The organism is Pseudomonas mendocina (assembly GCF_003008615.1).
In the GTDB taxonomy this organism is placed as follows: domain Bacteria; phylum Pseudomonadota; class Gammaproteobacteria; order Pseudomonadales; family Pseudomonadaceae; genus Aquipseudomonas; species Aquipseudomonas mendocina_C.
The window spans coordinates 313,121-332,410 of sequence record NZ_CP027657.1; the positions used below are offsets into that span (position 1 = coordinate 313,121).

General features: G+C 61.0%; 17 protein-coding genes. 4 read left to right on the top strand and 13 right to left on the bottom strand.

Annotation, left to right across the window (positions count from 1 at the left end; genetic code table 11):
- Nucleotide 1: 1 nt before the first annotated feature.
- From nqrF to C7A17_RS01595, 7 genes are all read right to left on the bottom strand, one after another.
- The gene (gene nqrF, locus C7A17_RS01565) at nt 2-1,225 is read right to left on the bottom strand and encodes an NADH:ubiquinone reductase (Na(+)-transporting) subunit F (protein WP_106736353.1); all 1,224 of its coding nucleotides are present in this window, start codon (nt 1,223-1,225) and stop codon (nt 2-4) included.
- A gap of 10 nt (nt 1,226-1,235) precedes the next feature.
- The gene (gene nqrE / locus C7A17_RS01570; RefSeq protein ID WP_106736354.1) at nt 1,236-1,844 is read right to left on the bottom strand and encodes an NADH:ubiquinone reductase (Na(+)-transporting) subunit E; all 609 of its coding nucleotides are present in this window, start codon (nt 1,842-1,844) and stop codon (nt 1,236-1,238) included.
- The gene (locus C7A17_RS01575) at nt 1,844-2,512 is read right to left on the bottom strand and encodes an NADH:ubiquinone reductase (Na(+)-transporting) subunit D (RefSeq protein ID WP_106736355.1); all 669 of its coding nucleotides are present in this window, start codon (nt 2,510-2,512) and stop codon (nt 1,844-1,846) included. The genes nqrE and C7A17_RS01575 overlap by 1 nt, the downstream gene beginning before the upstream one ends.
- A 3-nt stretch (nt 2,513-2,515) precedes the next feature.
- A complete protein-coding gene (locus C7A17_RS01580; protein ID WP_106736356.1) occupies nt 2,516-3,301 on the bottom strand; it encodes a Na(+)-translocating NADH-quinone reductase subunit C in 786 nt (261 codons plus the stop codon).
- Nucleotides 3,294-4,505: an NADH:ubiquinone reductase (Na(+)-transporting) subunit B gene (locus tag C7A17_RS01585; RefSeq protein ID WP_106736357.1), complete on the bottom strand. Its 1,212-nt coding sequence runs from the start codon at nt 4,503-4,505 to the stop codon at nt 3,294-3,296. Before C7A17_RS01585 ends, C7A17_RS01580 begins: the two co-directional genes overlap by 8 nt.
- A 2-nt stretch (nt 4,506-4,507) precedes the next feature.
- Entirely contained in the window at nt 4,508-5,845 is a 1,338-nt protein-coding gene (locus tag C7A17_RS01590; RefSeq protein ID WP_106736358.1) for a Na(+)-translocating NADH-quinone reductase subunit A, read from the bottom strand.
- Nucleotides 5,846-6,320: 475 nt separating this feature from the next.
- Nucleotides 6,321-7,787, bottom strand: a complete 1,467-nt coding sequence (locus tag C7A17_RS01595) for a glyceraldehyde-3-phosphate dehydrogenase (protein ID WP_106736359.1) — start codon at nt 7,785-7,787, stop codon at nt 6,321-6,323.
- Between the two features lie 130 nt (nt 7,788-7,917).
- Here C7A17_RS01595 and mfd point away from each other — a divergent pair, with 130 nt between their 5' ends.
- Together mfd and C7A17_RS01605 are read left to right on the top strand one after the other, a co-directional pair.
- Nucleotides 7,918-11,370: a transcription-repair coupling factor gene (mfd, locus tag C7A17_RS01600; RefSeq protein ID WP_106736360.1), complete on the top strand. Its 3,453-nt coding sequence runs from the start codon at nt 7,918-7,920 to the stop codon at nt 11,368-11,370.
- 11 nt (nt 11,371-11,381) lie between these two features.
- The gene (locus C7A17_RS01605) at nt 11,382-11,903 is read left to right on the top strand and encodes a CsiV family protein (protein ID WP_106736361.1); all 522 of its coding nucleotides are present in this window, start codon (nt 11,382-11,384) and stop codon (nt 11,901-11,903) included.
- Between the two features lie 82 nt (nt 11,904-11,985).
- On the opposite strand, the gene nagZ is transcribed toward C7A17_RS01605, so the two are convergent.
- The 3 genes from nagZ to C7A17_RS01620 are packed head-to-tail and all read right to left on the bottom strand — an operon-like array spanning nt 11,986 to nt 14,272.
- Nucleotides 11,986-12,984, bottom strand: a complete 999-nt coding sequence (gene nagZ / locus C7A17_RS01610; RefSeq protein ID WP_106736362.1) for a beta-N-acetylhexosaminidase — start codon at nt 12,982-12,984, stop codon at nt 11,986-11,988.
- An 11-nt stretch (nt 12,985-12,995) separates the two neighbouring features.
- Nucleotides 12,996-13,523: a L,D-transpeptidase gene (locus C7A17_RS01615; protein ID WP_106736363.1), complete on the bottom strand. Its 528-nt coding sequence runs from the start codon at nt 13,521-13,523 to the stop codon at nt 12,996-12,998.
- Between the two features lie 41 nt (nt 13,524-13,564).
- Nucleotides 13,565-14,272: a TetR/AcrR family transcriptional regulator gene (locus C7A17_RS01620; protein ID WP_106736364.1), complete on the bottom strand. Its 708-nt coding sequence runs from the start codon at nt 14,270-14,272 to the stop codon at nt 13,565-13,567.
- A 226-nt stretch (nt 14,273-14,498) separates the two neighbouring features.
- Between C7A17_RS01620 and lexA the strand changes: the two genes are divergently transcribed.
- Nucleotides 14,499-15,113 carry a transcriptional repressor LexA gene (gene lexA, locus C7A17_RS01625; RefSeq protein WP_106736365.1) on the top strand — a complete coding sequence of 205 codons (615 nt, stop codon included), beginning with the start codon at nt 14,499-14,501 and terminating at the stop codon, nt 15,111-15,113.
- A gap of 18 nt (nt 15,114-15,131) precedes the next feature.
- Nucleotides 15,132-15,602 carry an SOS-induced cell division inhibitor SulA gene (gene sulA, locus C7A17_RS01630; RefSeq protein ID WP_106736366.1) on the top strand — a complete coding sequence of 157 codons (471 nt, stop codon included), beginning with the start codon at nt 15,132-15,134 and terminating at the stop codon, nt 15,600-15,602.
- Between the two features lie 60 nt (nt 15,603-15,662).
- Here sulA and C7A17_RS01635 read toward each other — a convergent pair whose 3' ends face one another.
- The 3 genes from C7A17_RS01635 to topA form a co-directional block, all read right to left on the bottom strand.
- On the bottom strand, nt 15,663-15,899 hold the full coding sequence (locus tag C7A17_RS01635; protein ID WP_106736367.1) for a hypothetical protein: 237 nt from the start codon (nt 15,897-15,899) through the stop codon (nt 15,663-15,665).
- 80 nt (nt 15,900-15,979) lie between these two features.
- The gene (locus tag C7A17_RS01640) at nt 15,980-16,498 is read right to left on the bottom strand and encodes a DUF6586 family protein (protein WP_106736368.1); all 519 of its coding nucleotides are present in this window, start codon (nt 16,496-16,498) and stop codon (nt 15,980-15,982) included.
- Between the two features lie 81 nt (nt 16,499-16,579).
- Nucleotides 16,580-19,186, bottom strand: a complete 2,607-nt coding sequence (gene topA / locus C7A17_RS01645; RefSeq protein WP_106736369.1) for a type I DNA topoisomerase — start codon at nt 19,184-19,186, stop codon at nt 16,580-16,582.
- Between the last annotated feature and the right edge of the window lie 104 nt (nt 19,187-19,290).

The following is a 19,290-nucleotide window of genomic DNA, read 5'->3' on the forward strand; positions in this document are numbered from 1 at the left end:
ATCAGCCGCCGAAGTCGTCGAGCAGGATGTTGTCACGCTCGACGCCCAGATCCACCAGCATCTTGATCACGGCGGCGTTCATCATGGGTGGACCGCACATGTAGAACTCGCAATCCTCAGGAGCCGGGTGATCCTTGAGGTAGTTCTCGTACAGCACGTTGTGGATGAAGCCGGTGTAACCGGTCCAGTTATCTTCGGGCTGCGGGTCGGACAGTGCCAGGTGCCACTTGAAGTTTTCGTTCTCGGCCTGCAGCTGGTCGTACTCCTCGACGTAGAAGGCCTCGCGCATGGAGCGCGCGCCGTACCAGAAGCTGATCTTGCGCTTGGAGTTCAGGCGCTTGAGCTGGTCGAAGATGTGCGAACGCATCGGCGCCATGCCGGCACCACCGCCGATAAAGACCATCTCGGCATCGGTGTCCTTGGCGAAGAACTCGCCGAACGGCCCGTACACGGTGACCTTGTCACCTGGCTTGAGGCTGAACACCCAGGACGACATCTTGCCTGGCGGTAGGTGATCCTTGCCCGGGGGCGGCGACGCGATACGGATGTTGAACTTCACCAGCCCGCGCTCTTCCGGGTAGTTAGCCATGGAGTAGGCACGGATCACGGTCTCGTCGACCTTGGACACGTACTTCCATTGGTTGAACTTGTCCCAGTCGCCGCGATACTCCTCCTGCACATCGAAGTCCTTGTAGTGCACGGTGTGCGGCGGGCACTCCAGCTGCACGTAACCACCGGCGCGGAAATCGACGTTCTCGCCTTCCGGCAGCTTGAGCGTCAGCTCCTTGATGAAGGTCGCGACGTTCGGGTTGGACTCGACGGTGCATTCCCACTTCTTCACACCGAAGACTTCTTCCGGAACCTCGATCTTCATGTCCTGCTTGACCGGAGTCTGGCAGGACAGACGCCAGCCCTCACGAGCCTCGCGCTTATTGAAGTGCGACTCCTCGGTGGACAGCATCTCGCCGCCACCGCTCTCGACGATGCACTTGCACTGCGCGCAGGTGCCGCCGCCGCCGCAGGCGGAAGACAGGAAGATGTCGTTCTCGGCCAGGGTCTGCAGCAGCTTGCCGCCAGCCGGAACGGTAATGGTGCGTTCGCCATTGATCTCGATGTTCACGTCGCCGCTGGACACCAGGCGCGCGCGAGCCATGAGGATCACCGCCACCAGGGCGACGATGACCCCGGTGAACATGGCGACTGCCACTAGAATCTCGAAAGCCATTAGTAACCCCTTACAGCTGTACGCCGGAGAACGACATGAAGCCCAGCGACATCAGGCCGACGGTGATGAAGGTCAGGCCCAGGCCACGCAGCCCGGCGGGCGGATCGCTGTACTTGAGCTTCTCGCGGATGGCGGCCAGCAGGATGATCGCCAGGGCCCAGGAGACGCCAGCACCGGCGCCGTAGACCACGCTCTCGGTGAAGTTGTAATCACGCTCGACCATGAACAACGTGCCGCCGAAGATGGCGCAGTGCACAGTGATCAGTGGCAGGAAGATACCCAGTGCGTTGTAGAGCGCAGGCAGATACTTATCGAGCACCATCTCCATGATCTGCACCACTGCGGCAATCAGGCCGATGTAGCAGATCAGGCCGAGGAAGCTCAGATCGGTATCCGGCATGCCGGCCCAGCTCAGCGCGCCTTCCTTGAGCAGATAGACGTAGAGCAGGTTGTTCAGCGGCACGGTGATGACCATCACCACGATCACCGTCAGGCCCAGCATCAAGGAGGTCTCGACCTTCTTGGAAATCGCCAGGAAGGTACACATGCCGAGGAAGAACGCCAGTGCCATGTTCTCGATGAACACCGCACGGACGAACAGGCTGATGTAGTGTTCCATTAATAGGCCTCCTCATTCTTGACCTGCGGTGCCATGCGGTACTCGACCTTTTCCACTTGCTCGGTCTTGTAGCTACGCAGGGCCCAGATGAACAGGCCGATCAGGAAGAACGCCGACGGCGGCAGCAGCAGCAGACCGTTGGGTTGATACCAGCCACCGTTGTTGACGGTTTCCAGAATCTGATAGCCCAGCAGCGAGCCCGCACCGAACAGTTCGCGCACCACACCCAGAGCGATCAGCATGGCGCTGTAGCCCAGACCGTTGCCGATACCGTCGACGAACGAGGCGACCGGCGGGTTGGACATGGCGAAGGCTTCGGCACGGCCCATCACGATGCAGTTGGTGATGATCAGGCCGACGAATACCGATAGGCGCTGACTCAGGCTATAGGCATAGGCCTTGAGGAACTGGTCTACAACGATCACCAGCGACGCGATGATCACCACCTGGGCGATCATGCGGATGGAGCCGGGAATCTGGCTACGCACCAGCGAGATGAAGAAACCGGAAAAACCGGTGACCAGGGTCAGGGCGATGGACAGTACCAGCGCCGTACTCAGGCTGGAGGTGACCGCCAGCGCCGAGCAGATGCCGAGGATCTGCAGGCCGATCGGGTTCTTGTTCAGAATCGGATCGAGCAACAGTTCTTTCATGGTGGGTTTGGACATGGATCAAGCCTCCCCTGCGGCCAGCTTCTTGAGGAACGGACCGAAGCCGTCCTCGCCAAGCCAGAACTGAATCATGTGAGTGACGCCGTTGCCGGTGAGGGTCGCGCCTGCGATGGCGTCAACCTGGTAGTCAGCCTGCGGGTTTTCCGGATTGACGCTGCCCTTGATCACGCGCAGAGCAGCCTCACCATCGTCGTAGACTTTCTTGCCGACCCACTTGGCTTGCCAATTGGGGTTGTCGATCTCACCACCGAGGCCGGGCGTCTCACCATGCTGGTAGAAACCCAGACCGGCGACAGTATCGAGATCCGGCTGCAGCGCGACGAAACCGTACATGGTCGACCACAGGCCATAACCACGAACCGGCAGGATCAGGCGATCCATCTGGCCATCGTGCTCGATCACGTAGACCACCGCGTAGTGCTCCAGACGACGGATCGAGGCGATATCGCGAGCTGCCGGAATGGTGCTGGACAGCCCCATATCCTTGGCGGACTTGTTCTGATCGAAGGTGTGCGGGTCATGCGCATCGCTGAACTGACCGCTGCGCATGTCAACCAGACGCGGGGTGACCTTGGCGCTGAAGACCTCACGAATCTCGTCGTTGGACATGCCTGGCTGCCACAGCCCGGCGATTTCCAGCACAGCGCGCTGGCGATCGACCAGGGCGTTTTCCTGCTGGGCCGGACGCAGGATCAGTGCAGCGGCCGATACAGCGATCGAGCACACCAGGCACATGACCAGCGCCACCACCAGGGTGCGGACAGGAGTTTCTTTGATTTTAGACATTACGTGCCAGCCTCCGCTTGACGTTGGCCCGTACCACGTAGTGGTCGATCAGGGGCGCACACAGGTTGCCGAACAGGATCGCCAGCATCATGCCTTCCGGGAACGCCGGGTTGACCACACGAATCACGGTGACCAGCAGGCCGATGACGATGCCGAAGATCCACTTGCCGGTATTGGTCATGGAAGCCGACACAGGGTCGGTGGCCATGAAGATCATGCCGAAGGCGAAGCCGCCGGTGACCAGATGCCAATACCACGGCATGGCGAATAGCGAGTTGGTTTCCGAACCGATGACGTTGAACAGCGTGGCGGTGGCGATCATGCCGATCATCACACCACTGACGATGCGCCACGAAGCGATCTTGGTCAGCAGCAGGAACGCACCACCGAGCAGAATGGCAGCAGTGCTGGTCTCACCGATCGAGCCTGGCATCAGACCAATGAACGCTTGAGTCCAGGTCAGTCCACCGTCGATCACGCCCTGGATGCCAGACGCCGCAGCGGTGTTGAGTGCAGTCGCGCCGGCGAAGCCGTCTACCGACGTCCAGACTTCCTCACCGGAAATCTGCGCCGGATAGGCGAAGAACAGGAAGGCGCGGCCAACCAATGCAGGGTTGAGGAAGTTCTTGCCGGTACCCCCGAAGATTTCCTTGCCGATCACGACACCGAAGCTGATGCCCATGGCCACCTGCCAGAGTGGAATGCTCGGGGGCAGGATCAGAGCGAACAGCACGGACGTGACGAAGAAGCCTTCGTTGACCTCATGCTTGCGAATCGAGGCGAACAGCACTTCCCAGAAACCACCGACGATGAAGGCCGTCAGATAGATGGGCAGGAAGTACGCCGCCCCCTGGATGAAGTTGTCCCATAGACTGCTCGGGTCGAAACCGCCCAACGCACCGATGAGGCCGAAGCGCCAGCCCTCCTGCGCAGCCAGCAGATCCGGGCTCTGCGCATAGACCAGGTTGGCCTGGTAGCCGATGTTCCACATGCCGAAGAACATGGCCGGGAAGGTGCAAGCCCAGACGGTGATCATCATGCGCTTGAGGTCGATGCCATCACGCACGTGAGCAGTGGTACGAGTCACGCTGCCAGGACGATAGAAGAAGGTGTCCACGGCTTCGTACAAGGCATACCACTTCTCGTACTTGCCGCCCTTCTCGAAGTTGTGCTCGATCTTGTCGAGGAATTCACGCACACCCATGCTCAACCCTCCTTCTCGATGTGGGCCAGGTTGTCGCGCAGGATCGGGCCGTATTCATACTTGCCGGCACACACGTAGGTGCACAGCGCCAGATCTTCCTCGTCCAGCTCCAGACAACCGAGCTGCTGAGCCATCTCGGTATCACCGACGATCAGCGAGCGCAGCAGTTGGGTTGCCAGGATGTCCAGCGGCATGACTTCTTCATAGTTGCCGACCGGCACCATGGCGCGCGGGCTGCCGTTGGTGGTGGTGGTGAAGTCGAACAGCTTGCCGCCCATTACCTTCGACACGAAGATGTTGAGCACCGAGTGCTTGTTCACCCCGGCACGCAGGTAGTGCAGCATTTCGCGGTCACGACCTTCACCCAGGCAGGAAACCTGGTTGTGGTAACGGCCAAGGAACGCGAACGGCCCACGAGCGGTACGACCGCCGAATACGGAACCGGAAATGACCCGGTTGTGGCCAGGCTTGAGCTGACCTGCAGCCAGTTCGTCCAGGCTGGCACCCAGGCGGGTACGCAGCAGGCGCGGCTGCTCCACCACGGGGCCGGCCAGCGCCACGACGCGCTCGACCCACAGTTGCCCAGTGGTGAACAGCTTGCCGATGGCGATCACGTCCTGATAGCCGATGTGCCAGACGCTCTTGCTCGCGCTGACCGGGTCGAGGAAGTGAATGTGAGTACCCGGCAGGCCGGCCGGATGCGGGCCAGCGAAGCTTTCGCTGCGCACATCGGGAAGCGCCTCACCCGGCAGGCTCACACCTTCGGCCTTGCACAGGAAAACCTTGGCCAGACGGGTCAGTACCTTGAGGCCGTTTTCGAAATCAGCGGCCTGCTCGGTGATCACGACTTGCGGATCGGCAGCCAGCGGATGGGTATCGACGGCGGTGACAAAGATCGAGCTCGGTTGGGCCTCGGGGGCCGGAACCTTGCTGAAGGGGCGAGTACGCAGTGCAGTCCACAGGCCGGATTGCAGCAGATTCTCACGCACCTGCTCCTGAGTCAGGCTGGCCAGTTGCTCGGCCGGATATTGCGCGAAGGTAACCTGCTCGTCACCTTCTACGTCGATCACCACCGACTGCAATACGCGACGCTCGCCACGGTGAATGGCACTGACCACTCCCGCAGCTGGCGACGTGAAGTGAACGCCAGGGGTCTTCTTGTCGCTGAACAGCACCTGCCCCAGCTTGACCCGATCCCCGACCTGCACCTCCATGGTTGGCTTCATACCGTGATAATCGGGGCCTAGGAGGGCCACGCTCCGGATTGGCCTGGCAGCATCTATGTGCTGTGCTGGCCCTCCCTTTATGGGCAAATCGAGCCCATGCTTAATCTTGATCATAGGGTTGCCTAACCACTTGATTTATAAAAATTTTAATTAGGTGACGGAGGGTCGGAAGACCCAAAGCAATGAACCACGTCAACCCTTTGGGTGACATGGACAGCAAGACCGAAACCGGGTGAGAAATCCGCCCGATTATAAATATCCCCCCCCACCCTGACCACCCAAGCGCTTGTTTTTTTAGCCATTTGGTAACAGCTGGCAACAGTCTTGCATCTGTCAGGACGTGTCCAGCCGGTCACGTTCGGATACGAGACAGCCCCCTGCCAACTCCCCCAAAACCAGCCACCACGCGGGATGCGGCGTTATGACGCAGAGACGTAAAGAGAGGTCACCGCCCCTACAAAGAGCGATAAAAAACTCTGAAAAAAATTCTTAAATTTTCCTCGCGCCGCAGGGGAATTTGCCCACCTAAAACGACAGGCAATAAAAAACGGGAGCCGAAGCTCCCGTTTCTTTTCACGCTAACCAGCTATCAGCGCGGGAAAGCTGGCGGGTTGACCCCAGCCATGTCTTCCATCACGCGAACCACCTGGCAGCTATAGCCAAACTCGTTGTCGTACCAGACGTACAGCACGACACGGTTATCGTTGGCGATGGTGGCCTCGGCATCAACCACGCCAGCGTGACGCGAACCAACGAAGTCAGTCGAGACCACTTCCTGCGAACTGACGAAGTCGATCTGCTTCTGCAGATCCGAGTGCATGGCCATCTGGCGCAGGTACTCGTTGATCTCTTCGCGAGTGGTGGCCTTCTCCAGATTCAGATTCAGAATGGCCATCGAAACGTTCGGCGTCGGCACACGAATGGCGTTACCGGTCAGCTTGCCTTTCAGCACCGGCAGCGCCTTGGCAGCAGCGGTAGCGGCGCCGGTTTCGGTGATGACCATGTTCAGCGCGGCGCTACGACCACGACGACTGCCCTTGTGGAAGTTGTCGATCAGGTTCTGGTCGTTGGTGTACGAGTGAACGGTCTCGACGTGACCGTTGACAATACCGTACTGATCATTGACCGCCTTGAGCACCGGCACGATGGCGTTGGTGGTGCAGGAGGCAGCGGAAATGATCTTGTCCTCAGCGGTGATTTCGCTGTGGTTGATGCCATGCACGATGTTCTTCAGAGCGCCCTTGCCCGGTGCGGTGAGAACCACGCGATCGACACCCGGGCAGGCCAGGTGCTGGCCCAGGCCTTCGGCATCACGCCATACGCCGGTGTTGTCTACCAGCAGCGCGTTCTTGATACCGTACTGTGTGTAGTCGACTTCCTTCGGCTCCTTGGCGTAGATCACCTGAATCAGGTTGCCATTGGCGGTCAGGGTGTTGTTCTCTTCATCGATGGTGATGGTGCCGTTGAACTTGCCATGCACCGAGTCACGACGCAGCAGACTGGCACGCTTGACCAGATCGTTGCTCGCGCCCTTGCGCACGACGATAGCGCGCAGACGCAGGCCATCACCGCCGCCGGTCTTCTCGATCAGGATTCGCGCCAGCAGGCGACCGATGCGGCCGAAACCGTACAGAACCACGTCGGTGCCTTCACGGCCGGAACCATTCTGCTTGCCGACCACGTCGTCCAGCTCGTCCTTGACGAACTGCTCGACGCTGCGACCAGCGCCTTCAGCCTTGAACTTGGCAACCAGCTTGCCCAGGTCGACGGAGGCGGCGCCCAGTTTGAGCTCGCTCATCGCCTTGAGCATGGGGAAGGTGTCGTGCACCGACAGCTCGGCATCTTCAGCCAGGCGGTGACGGGCAAAACGGTGAGCCTTGAGGATGTCGATAACCGAACGGTTGATCAGGCCACGGCCATAGATCGAGGTCACCACATTATTGTTGCGATAGAGCTGACCAATCAGCGGAATCATCGCTTCTGCGAGGGCTTCACGATCAATCCATTCACCGAGACACTGGTCGGGCTTCTGAGTCACGGGCAGTACCTTCCACATGTAGGGGCTGAAAAAAGGGGCTACATTATGACGGTGCTTGTTGCCTGGAGCAATGCGCGCCTGTCGACACTGACACCATCGCCCCGCCCCGCTACAATCGGCGCCCTGTCCGAGCAACCTTGAGCCGCCCGTGTCCGCAACGACCCAGTCCGTACTCAAACTCCCGTCCTTGCCGGCCAATGCCGGCAAGCAGCAATGGGGCAATCTGCCTGGTGCAGCCCTATCCCTGGCCATCGCCGAAGCCGCCAGTAGCGCAGGCCGCTTCACTCTCGTTCTTACAGAAGGCAGCCAGAGCGCCGAGCGCCTGCAGGAAGAACTGGCGTTCTTCGCCCCCAACTTGCCGGTGCTGCATTTTCCCGACTGGGAAACCCTGCCCTACGATGTGTTTTCGCCGCATCAGGACATCATTTCCCAGCGCATCGCCGCGCTCTATCGCCTGCCGGCGCTGACCAGCGGCATTCTTGTAGTGCCGATCACCACCGCCCTGCACCGCCTGGCACCAAAGCGCTTCCTGCTGGGTAGCAGCCTGGTGCTGGATGTCGGTCAGAAACTCGACGTCGAGGAGATGCGCAGTCGCTTCGAAGCTGCCGGCTATCGCTACGTGGACACGGTTTACGAGCACGGCGAATTCACCGTACGCGGCGCACTGATCGACCTGTTCCCGATGGGCAGTGACACACCCTACCGTATCGATCTGTTCGATGACGAAATCGAGACCCTGCGCACCTTCGACCCGGAAACCCAACGTTCGATAGACAAGGTGGAATCGATCCGCCTGCTACCGGCCCGCGAGTTCCCGCTGGAGAAAAAGGCCGTCACCGATTTCCGTGGGCGCTTCCGCGAGCGTTTCGACGTCGACTTCCGCCGCTGCCCGATCTATCAGGATCTGTCCTCCGGCATCACGCCTGCAGGCATCGAGTACTACCTACCGCTGTTCTTCGAAGAAACCGGCACGTTGTTCGACTACCTGCCGAGTGACACCCAGGTGTTTTCCCTGCCGGGGATCGAGAAAGCCGCCGAACAGTTCTGGTCGGATGCGAGAAACCGTTACGAAGACCGCCGCGTTGATCCCGAACGTCCGCTACTGCCGCCAGCCGATATCTTCCTGCCAGTGGAAGACTGCTTCGCCCGTCTGAAAAGCTGGCCGCGCGTGGTGGCCAACCAGCAGGACATCGAGCCTGGTGTCGGCAACACCCGCTTCGACGCCCGCCCCTTGCCTGATCTGGCGATCCAGGCCAAAGCCGGCGAACCGCTGGCGGCGCTGCGCCGCTTTATCGAGGAGCATCCGGGCAGAATCCTGTTCTGCGCCGAATCGGCCGGCCGCCGTGAAGTGCTGCTGGAGCTGCTCGCCCGCCTCAAGCTCAAGCCCAAGGAAGTCGACGGCTGGCCGGCATTCATAGCAGGCAACGAGCGCCTGGGCATCTGCATCGCGCCGCTGGATGAAGGCCTGCTGCTCGACGAACTGGCACTGATCGCCGAAAGCCCGCTGTTCGGCCAACGCGTGATGCAGCGCCGCCGTCGCGAGAAAGGCCGCGACGGCGGCGACAACGTCATCAAGAACCTCACCGAATTGCGCGAAGGCGCACCGGTGGTGCATATCGACCACGGTGTCGGCCGCTACCTGGGCCTGGTGACCATGGAGTTCGACGGCCAGGCCGCCGAATTCCTCGCCCTGCAGTATGCCGACGAGGCCAAGCTGTACGTGCCTGTGGCCAGCCTGCACCTGATCGCACGCTACACCGGCAGCGATGATGCCCTCGCTCCCCTGCACCGCCTCGGCTCGGAAGTCTGGCAGAAGGCCAAGCGCAAGGCCGCCGAGCAGGTACGCGACGTCGCGGCCGAGCTGCTCGACATCTACGCCCGCCGCGCCGCCCGCGAAGGTTTCGCCTTCCAGGATCCGGCGCTGGACTACGCCACCTTCAGCGCCGGCTTCCCCTTCGAAGAAACCCCGGATCAGCAGGCCGCCATCGACGCTGTACGCAGCGACATGCTGGCCGGCAAGCCAATGGATCGCCTGGTCTGCGGCGACGTTGGCTTCGGCAAGACCGAGGTGGCCATGCGCGCTGCCTTCATCGCCGTGCACAGCGGCAAGCAGGTCGCCGTACTGGTGCCCACCACCCTGCTCGCCCAGCAGCACTACAACAGCTTCCGCGACCGCTTCGCCGACTGGCCGGTGAAGGTCGAGGTGATGAGCCGCTTCAAGAGCGCCAAGGAAGTCGATGAGGCCGTACAGCAACTGGCCGAAGGCAAGGTGGACATCGTCATCGGCACCCACAAGCTGCTGCAGGACGACGTCAAGTTCCACAACCTGGGCCTGGCCATCATCGATGAGGAACACCGCTTCGGCGTACGCCAGAAGGAGCAGCTCAAGGCCCTGCGCAGCGAAGTGGACATCCTCACCCTCACCGCCACGCCGATTCCACGCACGCTGAACATGGCCGTGGCCGGCATGCGCGACCTGTCGATCATCGCCACCCCACCGGCGCGGCGCCTGTCGGTACGCACCTTCGTCATGGAGGCCAACAAGCCGACCATCAAGGAGGCGCTGCTGCGCGAGCTGCTGCGCGGTGGCCAGGTGTACTACCTGCACAACGACGTGAAGACCATCGAGAAATGCGCCGCTGACCTCGCCGAACTGGTGCCCGAAGCGCGTATCGGCATCGGTCACGGGCAACTGCGCGAGCGCGACCTCGAACAGGTGATGAGCGACTTCTACCACAAGCGTTTCAACGTGCTGGTGGCCTCGACCATCATCGAGACCGGCATCGACGTGCCGAGCGCCAACACCATCATCATCGACCGCGCCGACAAGTTTGGCCTGGCCCAGCTGCACCAGCTGCGCGGCCGCGTCGGCCGTAGCCACCACCAGGCCTACGCCTACCTGCTGACTCCACCACGCAAGCAGATGACTCCGGACGCCGAAAAGCGCCTGGAAGCCATCGCCAATGCCCAGGATCTCGGCGCCGGCTTCGTCCTGGCCACTCACGACCTGGAAATCCGCGGCGCTGGCGAACTGCTCGGCGACGGCCAGAGCGGGCAGATCCAGGCAGTGGGCTTCACCCTGTACATGGAAATGCTCGAACGTGCGGTCAAGTCCATCCAGAAAGGCGAACAGCCCAACCTGGATCAACCACTGGGCGGCGGCCCGGAGATCAACCTGCGCGTACCGGCACTGATCCCCGAGGACTACCTGCCAGACGTGCACAGCCGCCTGATCCTCTACAAGCGCATCGCCAACGCCAGTGACGAAGAAGGGCTGAAGGAACTGCAGGTGGAGATGATCGACCGCTTCGGCCTGCTGCCGGAGCCGACCAAGAACCTGATGCGCCTTACCCTGCTCAAGCTGCAGGCCGACAAGCTTGGCATCACCAAGGTTGACGCCGGCCCGCAGGGCGGTCGCATCGAATTCGCCGCGGAAACCTGCGTCGACCCGCTGACCCTGATCAAGCTGATCCAGGCTCAGCCCAAGCGCTACAAGTTCGAAGGCGCTACCGTGTTCAAGATCCAGGTACCGATGGAGCGCGCCGAAGAACGCTTCAACACCCTGGAAGCCCTGCTCGAACGCCTTGCCCCAACCACCTGAAGGACTCCTCCATGCGCCCACTGCACCTGATCGCCCTGCTGCTCTGCCTGCTCGCACCGAGCGCCTTCGCCGAACGCCTTTACCAGGTGGAGGTGCTGGTGTTTCGCCAGGCTGGCGAGCCAGTGGTAGCTCCCAAGGTTGCACCGGACGATTGGGCCGGCACCGCCCTACCGATCGCCGGCAGCGAACGCCCCACGACACTCGACGACGAGGCTGCCAAACTCAATGCAAGCAATGGCTACCAGGTGCTGCTGCACAAGGCGTGGGGCCAGACCCTGGGCAGCAATCCAAATCGCGCAGCCATCAGCAGCGGCGAGGCGCACTTTGGCCACTACCCGGTTGAGGGCACATTGAATTTCGTACAGGAGCGATTCACCGATCTGGATATCGAACTGTGGATCAACCGCTTCAGCAGCGACGGTCTGCTGGAAGCCAGTGAACACCTAAAAGTCGCCCAGCGCCTGAAGGACAACGCGCTCACCTATCTCGATCACGGCAGCCTGGGCGTGCTGATCCGCATCAGCCCGCTCTGATCCATCTTTGCACCGCGCGCACCTGATGAACTCGTCGGTGCGCACGGCGCACCCTACGCGCCCTGCCCCACCCCAGTAGGCTTCAAGCCAGCAATTGAGCGGCGCGCAGAGCGGACACCGCCTGCTGCCAACGTGGCACCTGGCGATAATCGGTGCAGGCATGGGCACGACCGCGCATGCGCGCCAAGCGCGTCGAAGCGGTCACATTCAAGCGCTGCAGAGTGGCAAGGGCCAGTTCGGCGGCTGCACGGTCATTGCACACCAGCCCCATATCGCAACCCGCACTCAGCGCCGCCTCGATGCGCTGCCCGGCATCACCCGCCACATGAGCGCCGGCCATGGACAGGTCGTCACTGAAGATAACGCCATCGAAGCCCAGCTCACCACGCAGAATCTCCTGCAGCCAGCGGCGTGAAAAACCAGCGGGCTGCTCGTCTACCTGCGGATAAATGACATGTGCCGGCATCACCGCATCCAGCTCGCCAGCCAGCAGCTTGAACGGCAGCATGTCACGAGCGCGAAGCGCTTCCAGGCTACGCTCGTCTCGCGGAATCGCTACATGCGAGTCGGCCTCTGCCCAGCCATGCCCCGGGAAATGCTTGCCGGTAGCCGCCATGCCGGCCTGGCGCATACCACGAATGAAAGCGGCGGCCAGGCACGCGGCACGCTGCGCATCGCCCTCGAAAGCCCGACTGCCAACCACCGCGCTGCGCTGGTGATCAAGATCCAGCACTGGCGCGAAACTCAGATCCAGCCCGACCGCCAGCACTTCGGTCGCCATCAGCCAGCCGCAATGCTCGGCCAGAGTCTCAGCATCATCGTTGTCGGCGATCGCACGCATCGCTGGCAGCCGTAGAAAGCCCTGACGCAGACGCTGTACCCGGCCTCCCTCCTGATCCACCGCCAAGAGCAGATCAGGGCGCAGCGCGCGAATCGACTGGCAGAGCTCACGCACCTGGCGCGGCGACTCGATATTGCGCGCAAAGATGATCAGGCCGCCCACTTGCGGCTGGCGCAGCATCTGACGATCCTCCGCGGTCAGCCAGGTGCCGGCGATGTCCATCATCAAAGAGCCTTGCATAAGAGTATTCCTTACTGAAAATCGGGTTCTGCCGCCCACCGCGGGCATGCTGCCTCATCGATACGCACCTGACAGTGCACCGGTACACGCTCGAACAAGGTCAGCATGTCGGCATTGCGCAGGCGAATGCAGCCATGTGACAACGGCGTGCCCATGGGTTCCGTGTCCGGCGTGCCGTGCAGATAGATATAGCGACGAAAAGTATCGACCGAACCAAGGCGATTACGTCCTGGCTCCAGGCCGCTCAACCAAAGAATGCGGGTAAGAATCCAGTCACGACCGGGAAACTGTTGGTGCAGCTCGGGCGACCAGACCTCACCCGTCCAGCGCCGCCCACGCAATACCGCCGCCAGTGGCAGCCCGGCGCCAATACGCGCACGCACCTGATGCAAACCACGAGGAGTACAACCACTGCCGTTGTTTTCCCCCGCCCCATTGAGTGCGGTGGAGACAGGAAGACGCATGAACAGACGGCCCACATGAAACCCGTAGAGCATCTGATCGGCGATGGAGATATGCAGTAAGTCGAGATCCGGCATGGGTCTAGCTTAGCGGATGACTAGCGCCAAGCCCACCGCAGTCAAGCTTTGGCCGGCGCGCTCACGACCTTGTTACGCGGCTTGAGTTGGGCGGCGGCCAAGGCAGGATCGGCAACCCCCGTCTCGGCACGCATACCGGCGGCGAGGAACGGCACCATCATGCGCATGACCTGCTCGATGGAAGTGTTCACACCGAAGTCGGTTTCGGCCATGGCGCGCAGCGCCTTGATACCGGACATGCTGAACGCCGCAGCGCCAAGCATGAAGTGCACCCGCCAAAACAGTTCCAGCGGAGGAATGCGCGGCGCAGCATCGTGCACCAACAGCATGTAGCGGCGAAACACCTTGCCGTACACCTCTTCCAGGTATTTGCGCAGGTGGCCCTGGCTCTGACTGAATGCCAGACCGAGCAAACGCATGAAGATGGAGAGGTCATTGCCACTGCGCGGCTTTACCGCCAGTGCCTGCTCGACCAGCAACTCGAGCAACTCCTCCAGCGATACCTGAACGTCGGACTTGGCCTGGCGACGGTCGAGCTCTTTTTCGAGACTGGTACAGAAGGGCCCGAGAAAACGCGAGAAAACGGCCTGGATCAGCGCCTTCTTCGAACCAAAGTGATAGTTGACTGCAGCCAGGTTCACTCCAGCCTTGCTGGTGATCAGACGCAGCGAAGTTTCGGCGAAGCCTTTTTCCGCGAACAGCTGTTCCGCTGCATCAAGAATGCGTTCAACGGTTTCCGACTGAGCCATGAATGATCACCTGACAAACACTCGTTTGAAACATACGTTTCAGCCCATTGAATTGTCAAGCCGCATCGGCCGTCTTTTGGCCAATCGGTCACAGCTTACAACAGGCAATGACGCGCATTCATCAACCCACGCTACAGCGCCAGCGGATAAAGAGAGAAATTGATCGTTGCCAAGACCAAGTTACTGTATATAATTCCAGTCACTGTATAAAAAGACAGAGCCCGCCATGTTGAAACTGACGCCACGCCAAGCCGAGATTCTCGCGTTCATCAAGCGCTGCCTGGAAGACAATGGTTATCCGCCGACTCGAGCGGAAATCGCTCAGGAGCTTGGGTTCAAATCCCCCAATGCTGCCGAGGAACATCTCAAGGCCCTCGCACGCAAAGGCGCCATCGAGATGACACCGGGCGCTTCTCGCGGTATCCGCATTCCAGGCTTCGAGCCAGGCGCAGCCAACGAAGATGAAGGTCTGCCGGTGATTGGCCGCGTCGCTGCCGGCGCACCGATTCTCGCCCAACAGCACGTCGAAGAATCCTGCCAGATCAACCCGGCATTCTTTCAGCCCAAAGCCGACTATTTGCTACGCGTACGCGGCATGAGCATGAAGGACATTGGCATCTTCGATGGTGATCTACTCGCCGTACACACCACCCGCGAAGCGCGCAACGGTCAGATCGTGGTCGCCCGCATCGACGATGAAGTAACGGTCAAGCGCTTCAAGCGCGAAGGCAACAAAGTCTGGCTGATAGCCGAGAACCCGGAATTTTCCCCGATCGAAGTGGATCTCGAGCACCAGGATCTGGTGATCGAAGGTCTGAGCGTCGGCGTGATTCGCCGATAAGCGCCACAGGAGACTCCCATGCAGTTGCAGCAGTCGTTCGAGCGCCCCCAACTTCCTCTGTTCAACGCCTTTCTAGCAGGCGCGTCTCCCGACACCCTGTTAGGTGATGCTCCTCCCTCGTTAGAAGACGATCAGGGTTTCAGCGAGTTGGCGCTACGCGGCGCGGCCGGCCACTGCCTGCACTTGCTGGCACCAATTCTCCGAGAGCTGAGCCAGAATCAGGACGCACGCTGGCTAACCCTTGTAGCGCCACCGGCCAGCCTGACGCAAACCTGGCTACGCGATGCCGGACTGAACCGCGAACGCATTCTGCTATTGCACCCACGCCAGGGTCAGAGCGCGATGGAACTGGCCGAAGAAGCACTCAAGCTCGGCCGCAGCCATACCGTTATCAGTTGGCTTCACCCTGTCGAGCACAGTACTCGCCTACGCCTCGCCAAAGCGGCGCAGGCTGGCAAAGCCGAGAGCCTCAACATCAGCCTGGGCTGATGGTACGCAAACGAAAACGGGCTCCCATGGGAGCCCGTTTTCGTTTGCGACCAACAGTCATCAGTGCAGCACGCGCGGCCCTTCGTCCTCGCTGCTGAAATCACCTTCAGCCAATCGCCCAGCCATCTGTACACCCACATTGAGCATGGCCTTGGCCACCTCGACATGCTGGCCCTGCAAAAAGGCCTTGGCATCGGCAGAGAAATCCAGAGTCACCAGCGCCTCTTCATCCTCTGCACGGCGCAGGGCAATACGCCCATCGGGCAGTTCGACGATTTCCAGAAAGGATGTAGGCATGGGTCAGTCTCGGTACGAAAACACGCCATTGTAACAGCCGACAGGGGTCATCCCCAGCCCACTTGTCCAGATATGCGCAATCAGCATTCGCTGAGCCCTTCACGGTAGCGCAGCACCAACGCCTTGAGATCCTGCCGCCAGGCTTCGACATCGTCGAGACTCAGCTCAATCGGCTCTTCCACCACGCTGACGGCCGTGATCAACGGCATGGACGGGTCTACCTTGGCCTTGCGCTCCTCGCGCGGAGGCTGAAACAGCGCGGCATAGGCAGCCAACAGCTGCGCCATCCAGGTTTCACGCTGTTGCGCCAGCTCGACCAGTTCAGCCAACTCCGGGCTGGGCGCGCCATCGAGCACCGCCTGCTGAACGAAGGCCTCGACACGCGAGGGCGTAGCGTCGTTCATACGGTAGTAGCCGGCAATTTCGTGACACAGCCCGAGCAGTCCGCCATACAGGTGAAACAGCGCAGCCTCGCGCTCGGCCTGCACCAGCGCTTGCACGTTGAATGCAGTGGAAGCCTCTGCCTTGCGCCAGTTATCCAAGGCGATACCGGCGAAGAAGATCTTTTGATTGGTGCGGGTATAGATTTCTTTGGCCATTGCGGCGACCTCCACAGCAGATCGGGTCATGATACGCGCGTCGACCTGTAGCCAGACGCGCATCTCGTCAGAGCACTGAGATCAGCGCTTGTCCTCGACCTTCCACTTGCCACCATCGTAGAACGCACGCCAGCCGGTCGGCTTGCCATCGACCTCGGATTGCACGTATTGCTCCTTGGTCTTGCGACTGTAGCGAATCACTGCCGGGCGGCCATCCGGATCCTTCTGCGGAGCCTCGCAAAGGAAGTGATACTTAGGGTCGATCTCATGCTTGTGCGGAACGATCTCCAGCACCAGCGGAGCGCGTGTCTCGCGGTTCTTCGGGAACTGGCTGGCAGCGAGGAACAGGCCTGAAGCACCGTCACGCAGCACGTAGGTGTCGTCCACCTTCTCGCACTTGAGCTCGGGCATGTCCACCTTGTCCATCTTCGGCGGCGCCGCTTCACCATTCTTGAGCAGCTTGCGGGTGTTCTTGCAGCTCGTATTGGTGCAACCGAAGAACTTGCCAAAACGGCCGGTCTTGAGCTGCATCTGGCTGCCGCACTTGTCGCACTCCAGGCTCGGGCCTTCGTAGCCCTTGATGCGGTACTGGCCCTGCTCGATCTCGTAGCCGCTGCAATCGGGGTTGTTGCCGCAGATATGCAGCTTGCGGGTCTCATCCAGCAGGTAGGCATCCATGGCAGTGGAGCAGATCGGGCAGCGATGCTTGCCGAGCAGCACCAGCGACTCGGACTCACCCTCGTCGTCTGCAGCGATCTCGTCGCCCGGCACCAGGTTGATGGTGGCCTTGCAACGCTCCTTCGGTGGCAGCGCATAACCGGAACAACCGAGGAACACGCCGGTAGAGGCGGTACGGATCATCATCGGCCGACCGCACTCGCGGCAGGGGATGTCGGTCAGGGTCGGCTGGTTGGCACGCATGCCACCCTCGCCGGCCTCGGCTGCTTCGAGCTTCTTCTTGAAGTCGCCGTAGAACTCATCGAGCAGGTTTTTCCACTCACGCTCACCCTGGGCCACATCGTCGAGATGCTCTTCCATGGTGGCGGTGAAGCTGTAATCCATCAGGTTGGCGAAACTCTCGTCGAGACGCTCGGTGACGATATCCCCCATCTTCTCGGCATAGAAGCGGCGGTTATGCACCGTGACATAACCACGATCCTGAATGGTGGAGATGATCGCCGCGTAGGTCGACGGACGGCCGATACCACGCTTTTCCAGCTCCTTGACCAGGCTGGCTTCGGAATAACGCGCCGGCGGCTTGGTGAAATGCTGGCTGGGATCGAGCTGGATCAGCTTGAGGCCCTCACCCTCCTTCATTTCCGGCAGGACATCGTCCTCACCCGGCTTGCTCTGCTGCGGCAGCACGCGGGTGTAACCGTCGAACTTGAGGATGCGGCCCTTGGCGCGCAGCTCGAAGTTGCCGGCAGCCACGGTGACGCTGGTGGACAGGTATTCGGCCGGCGGCATCTGGCAGGCGACGAACTGGCGCCAGATCAGGTCATACAGGCGCTCGGCATCGCGCTCCATGCCGGACAGCTGGGTCGGGCGCAGGTTGACGTCGGACGGACGAATCGCTTCGTGCGCCTCCTGAGCGCCCTCCTTGCTCGAATACAGGTTGGGCTTGCCCGGCAGGTACTTGTCGCCGTACTCGCTGCCGATGAAGCCACGCACCATCTCCACCGCGTCGTTCGACAGGTTGGTCGAGTCGGTACGCATGTAGGTGATGTAGCCAGCCTCGTAGAGACGCTGGGCCATCATCATGGTCTTCTTCACCCCGAAGCCCAGGCGATTGCTCGCCGCCTGCTGCAGGGTGGAGGTAATGAACGGTGCCGAGGGTTTGCTGCTGGTCGGGCGGTCTTCACGCTTGACGACGCTGTAGCTGGAGGCCTTGAGCTTCTCCAGCGCGGCCATGGCCTGCGCTTCGTTGACAGGTTTGAAGGCCGCGCCGTCTTCGCGCACCACCTCGAAGCGCACCTTGGCGTTCTTCGCGGTGCCCAGATCGGCGTGCACTTCCCAGTATTCTTCCGGGACGAAGGCGCGGATTTCTTTCTCACGCGCCACGACCAGCTTCACCGCCACCGACTGCACACGACCGGCAGACAGACCGCGAGCGATCTTCGCCCACAGCAGCGGCGAGACCATATAGCCGACCACACGGTCGAGGAAACGCCGCGCCTGCTGGGCGTTGACGCGGTTGATATCCAACTCGCCAGGCTTGGAGAAGGCTTCCTGAATCGCCTTCTTGGTGATCTCGTTGAACACTACGCGCTTGTAGCGGCTGTCATCGCCACCGATGGACTCGCGCAGGTGCCAGGCGATGGCTTCCCCCTCGCGATCCAAGTCGGTTGCGAGATAGATGGTGTCGGCATCCTTGGCCAGGCGGCGCAGCTCTTCGATCACCTTTTCCTTGCCGGGCAGGATCTCGTACTTGGCCTTCCAGCCATGCTCGGGGTCGACCCCCATACGCGTGAACAGCTGACGTTTGGCCTTTTCCTTGGGCGACAGCGCAGGCGCTTCACCGGCCGCCTTGCCACGCTTGGCAGGCTCCTTGGTGGCACTTGCCGAGCCGCTGGTAGGCAGGTCACGGATATGGCCGATGCTCGACTTCACCACGTACTGGCTGCCCAGGTACTTGTTGATGGTCTTGGCCTTGGCCGGGGATTCCACGATGACCAGCGATTTGCCCATGGATCAGAAAATTCCTGAATTGCGAAATATAGAAGGCAGGGAGCCTTAAGGCCCCGCTATATATAGTGGTGACCAAGCGAAGGTCAAGCGCAGGGGCTGCGCAG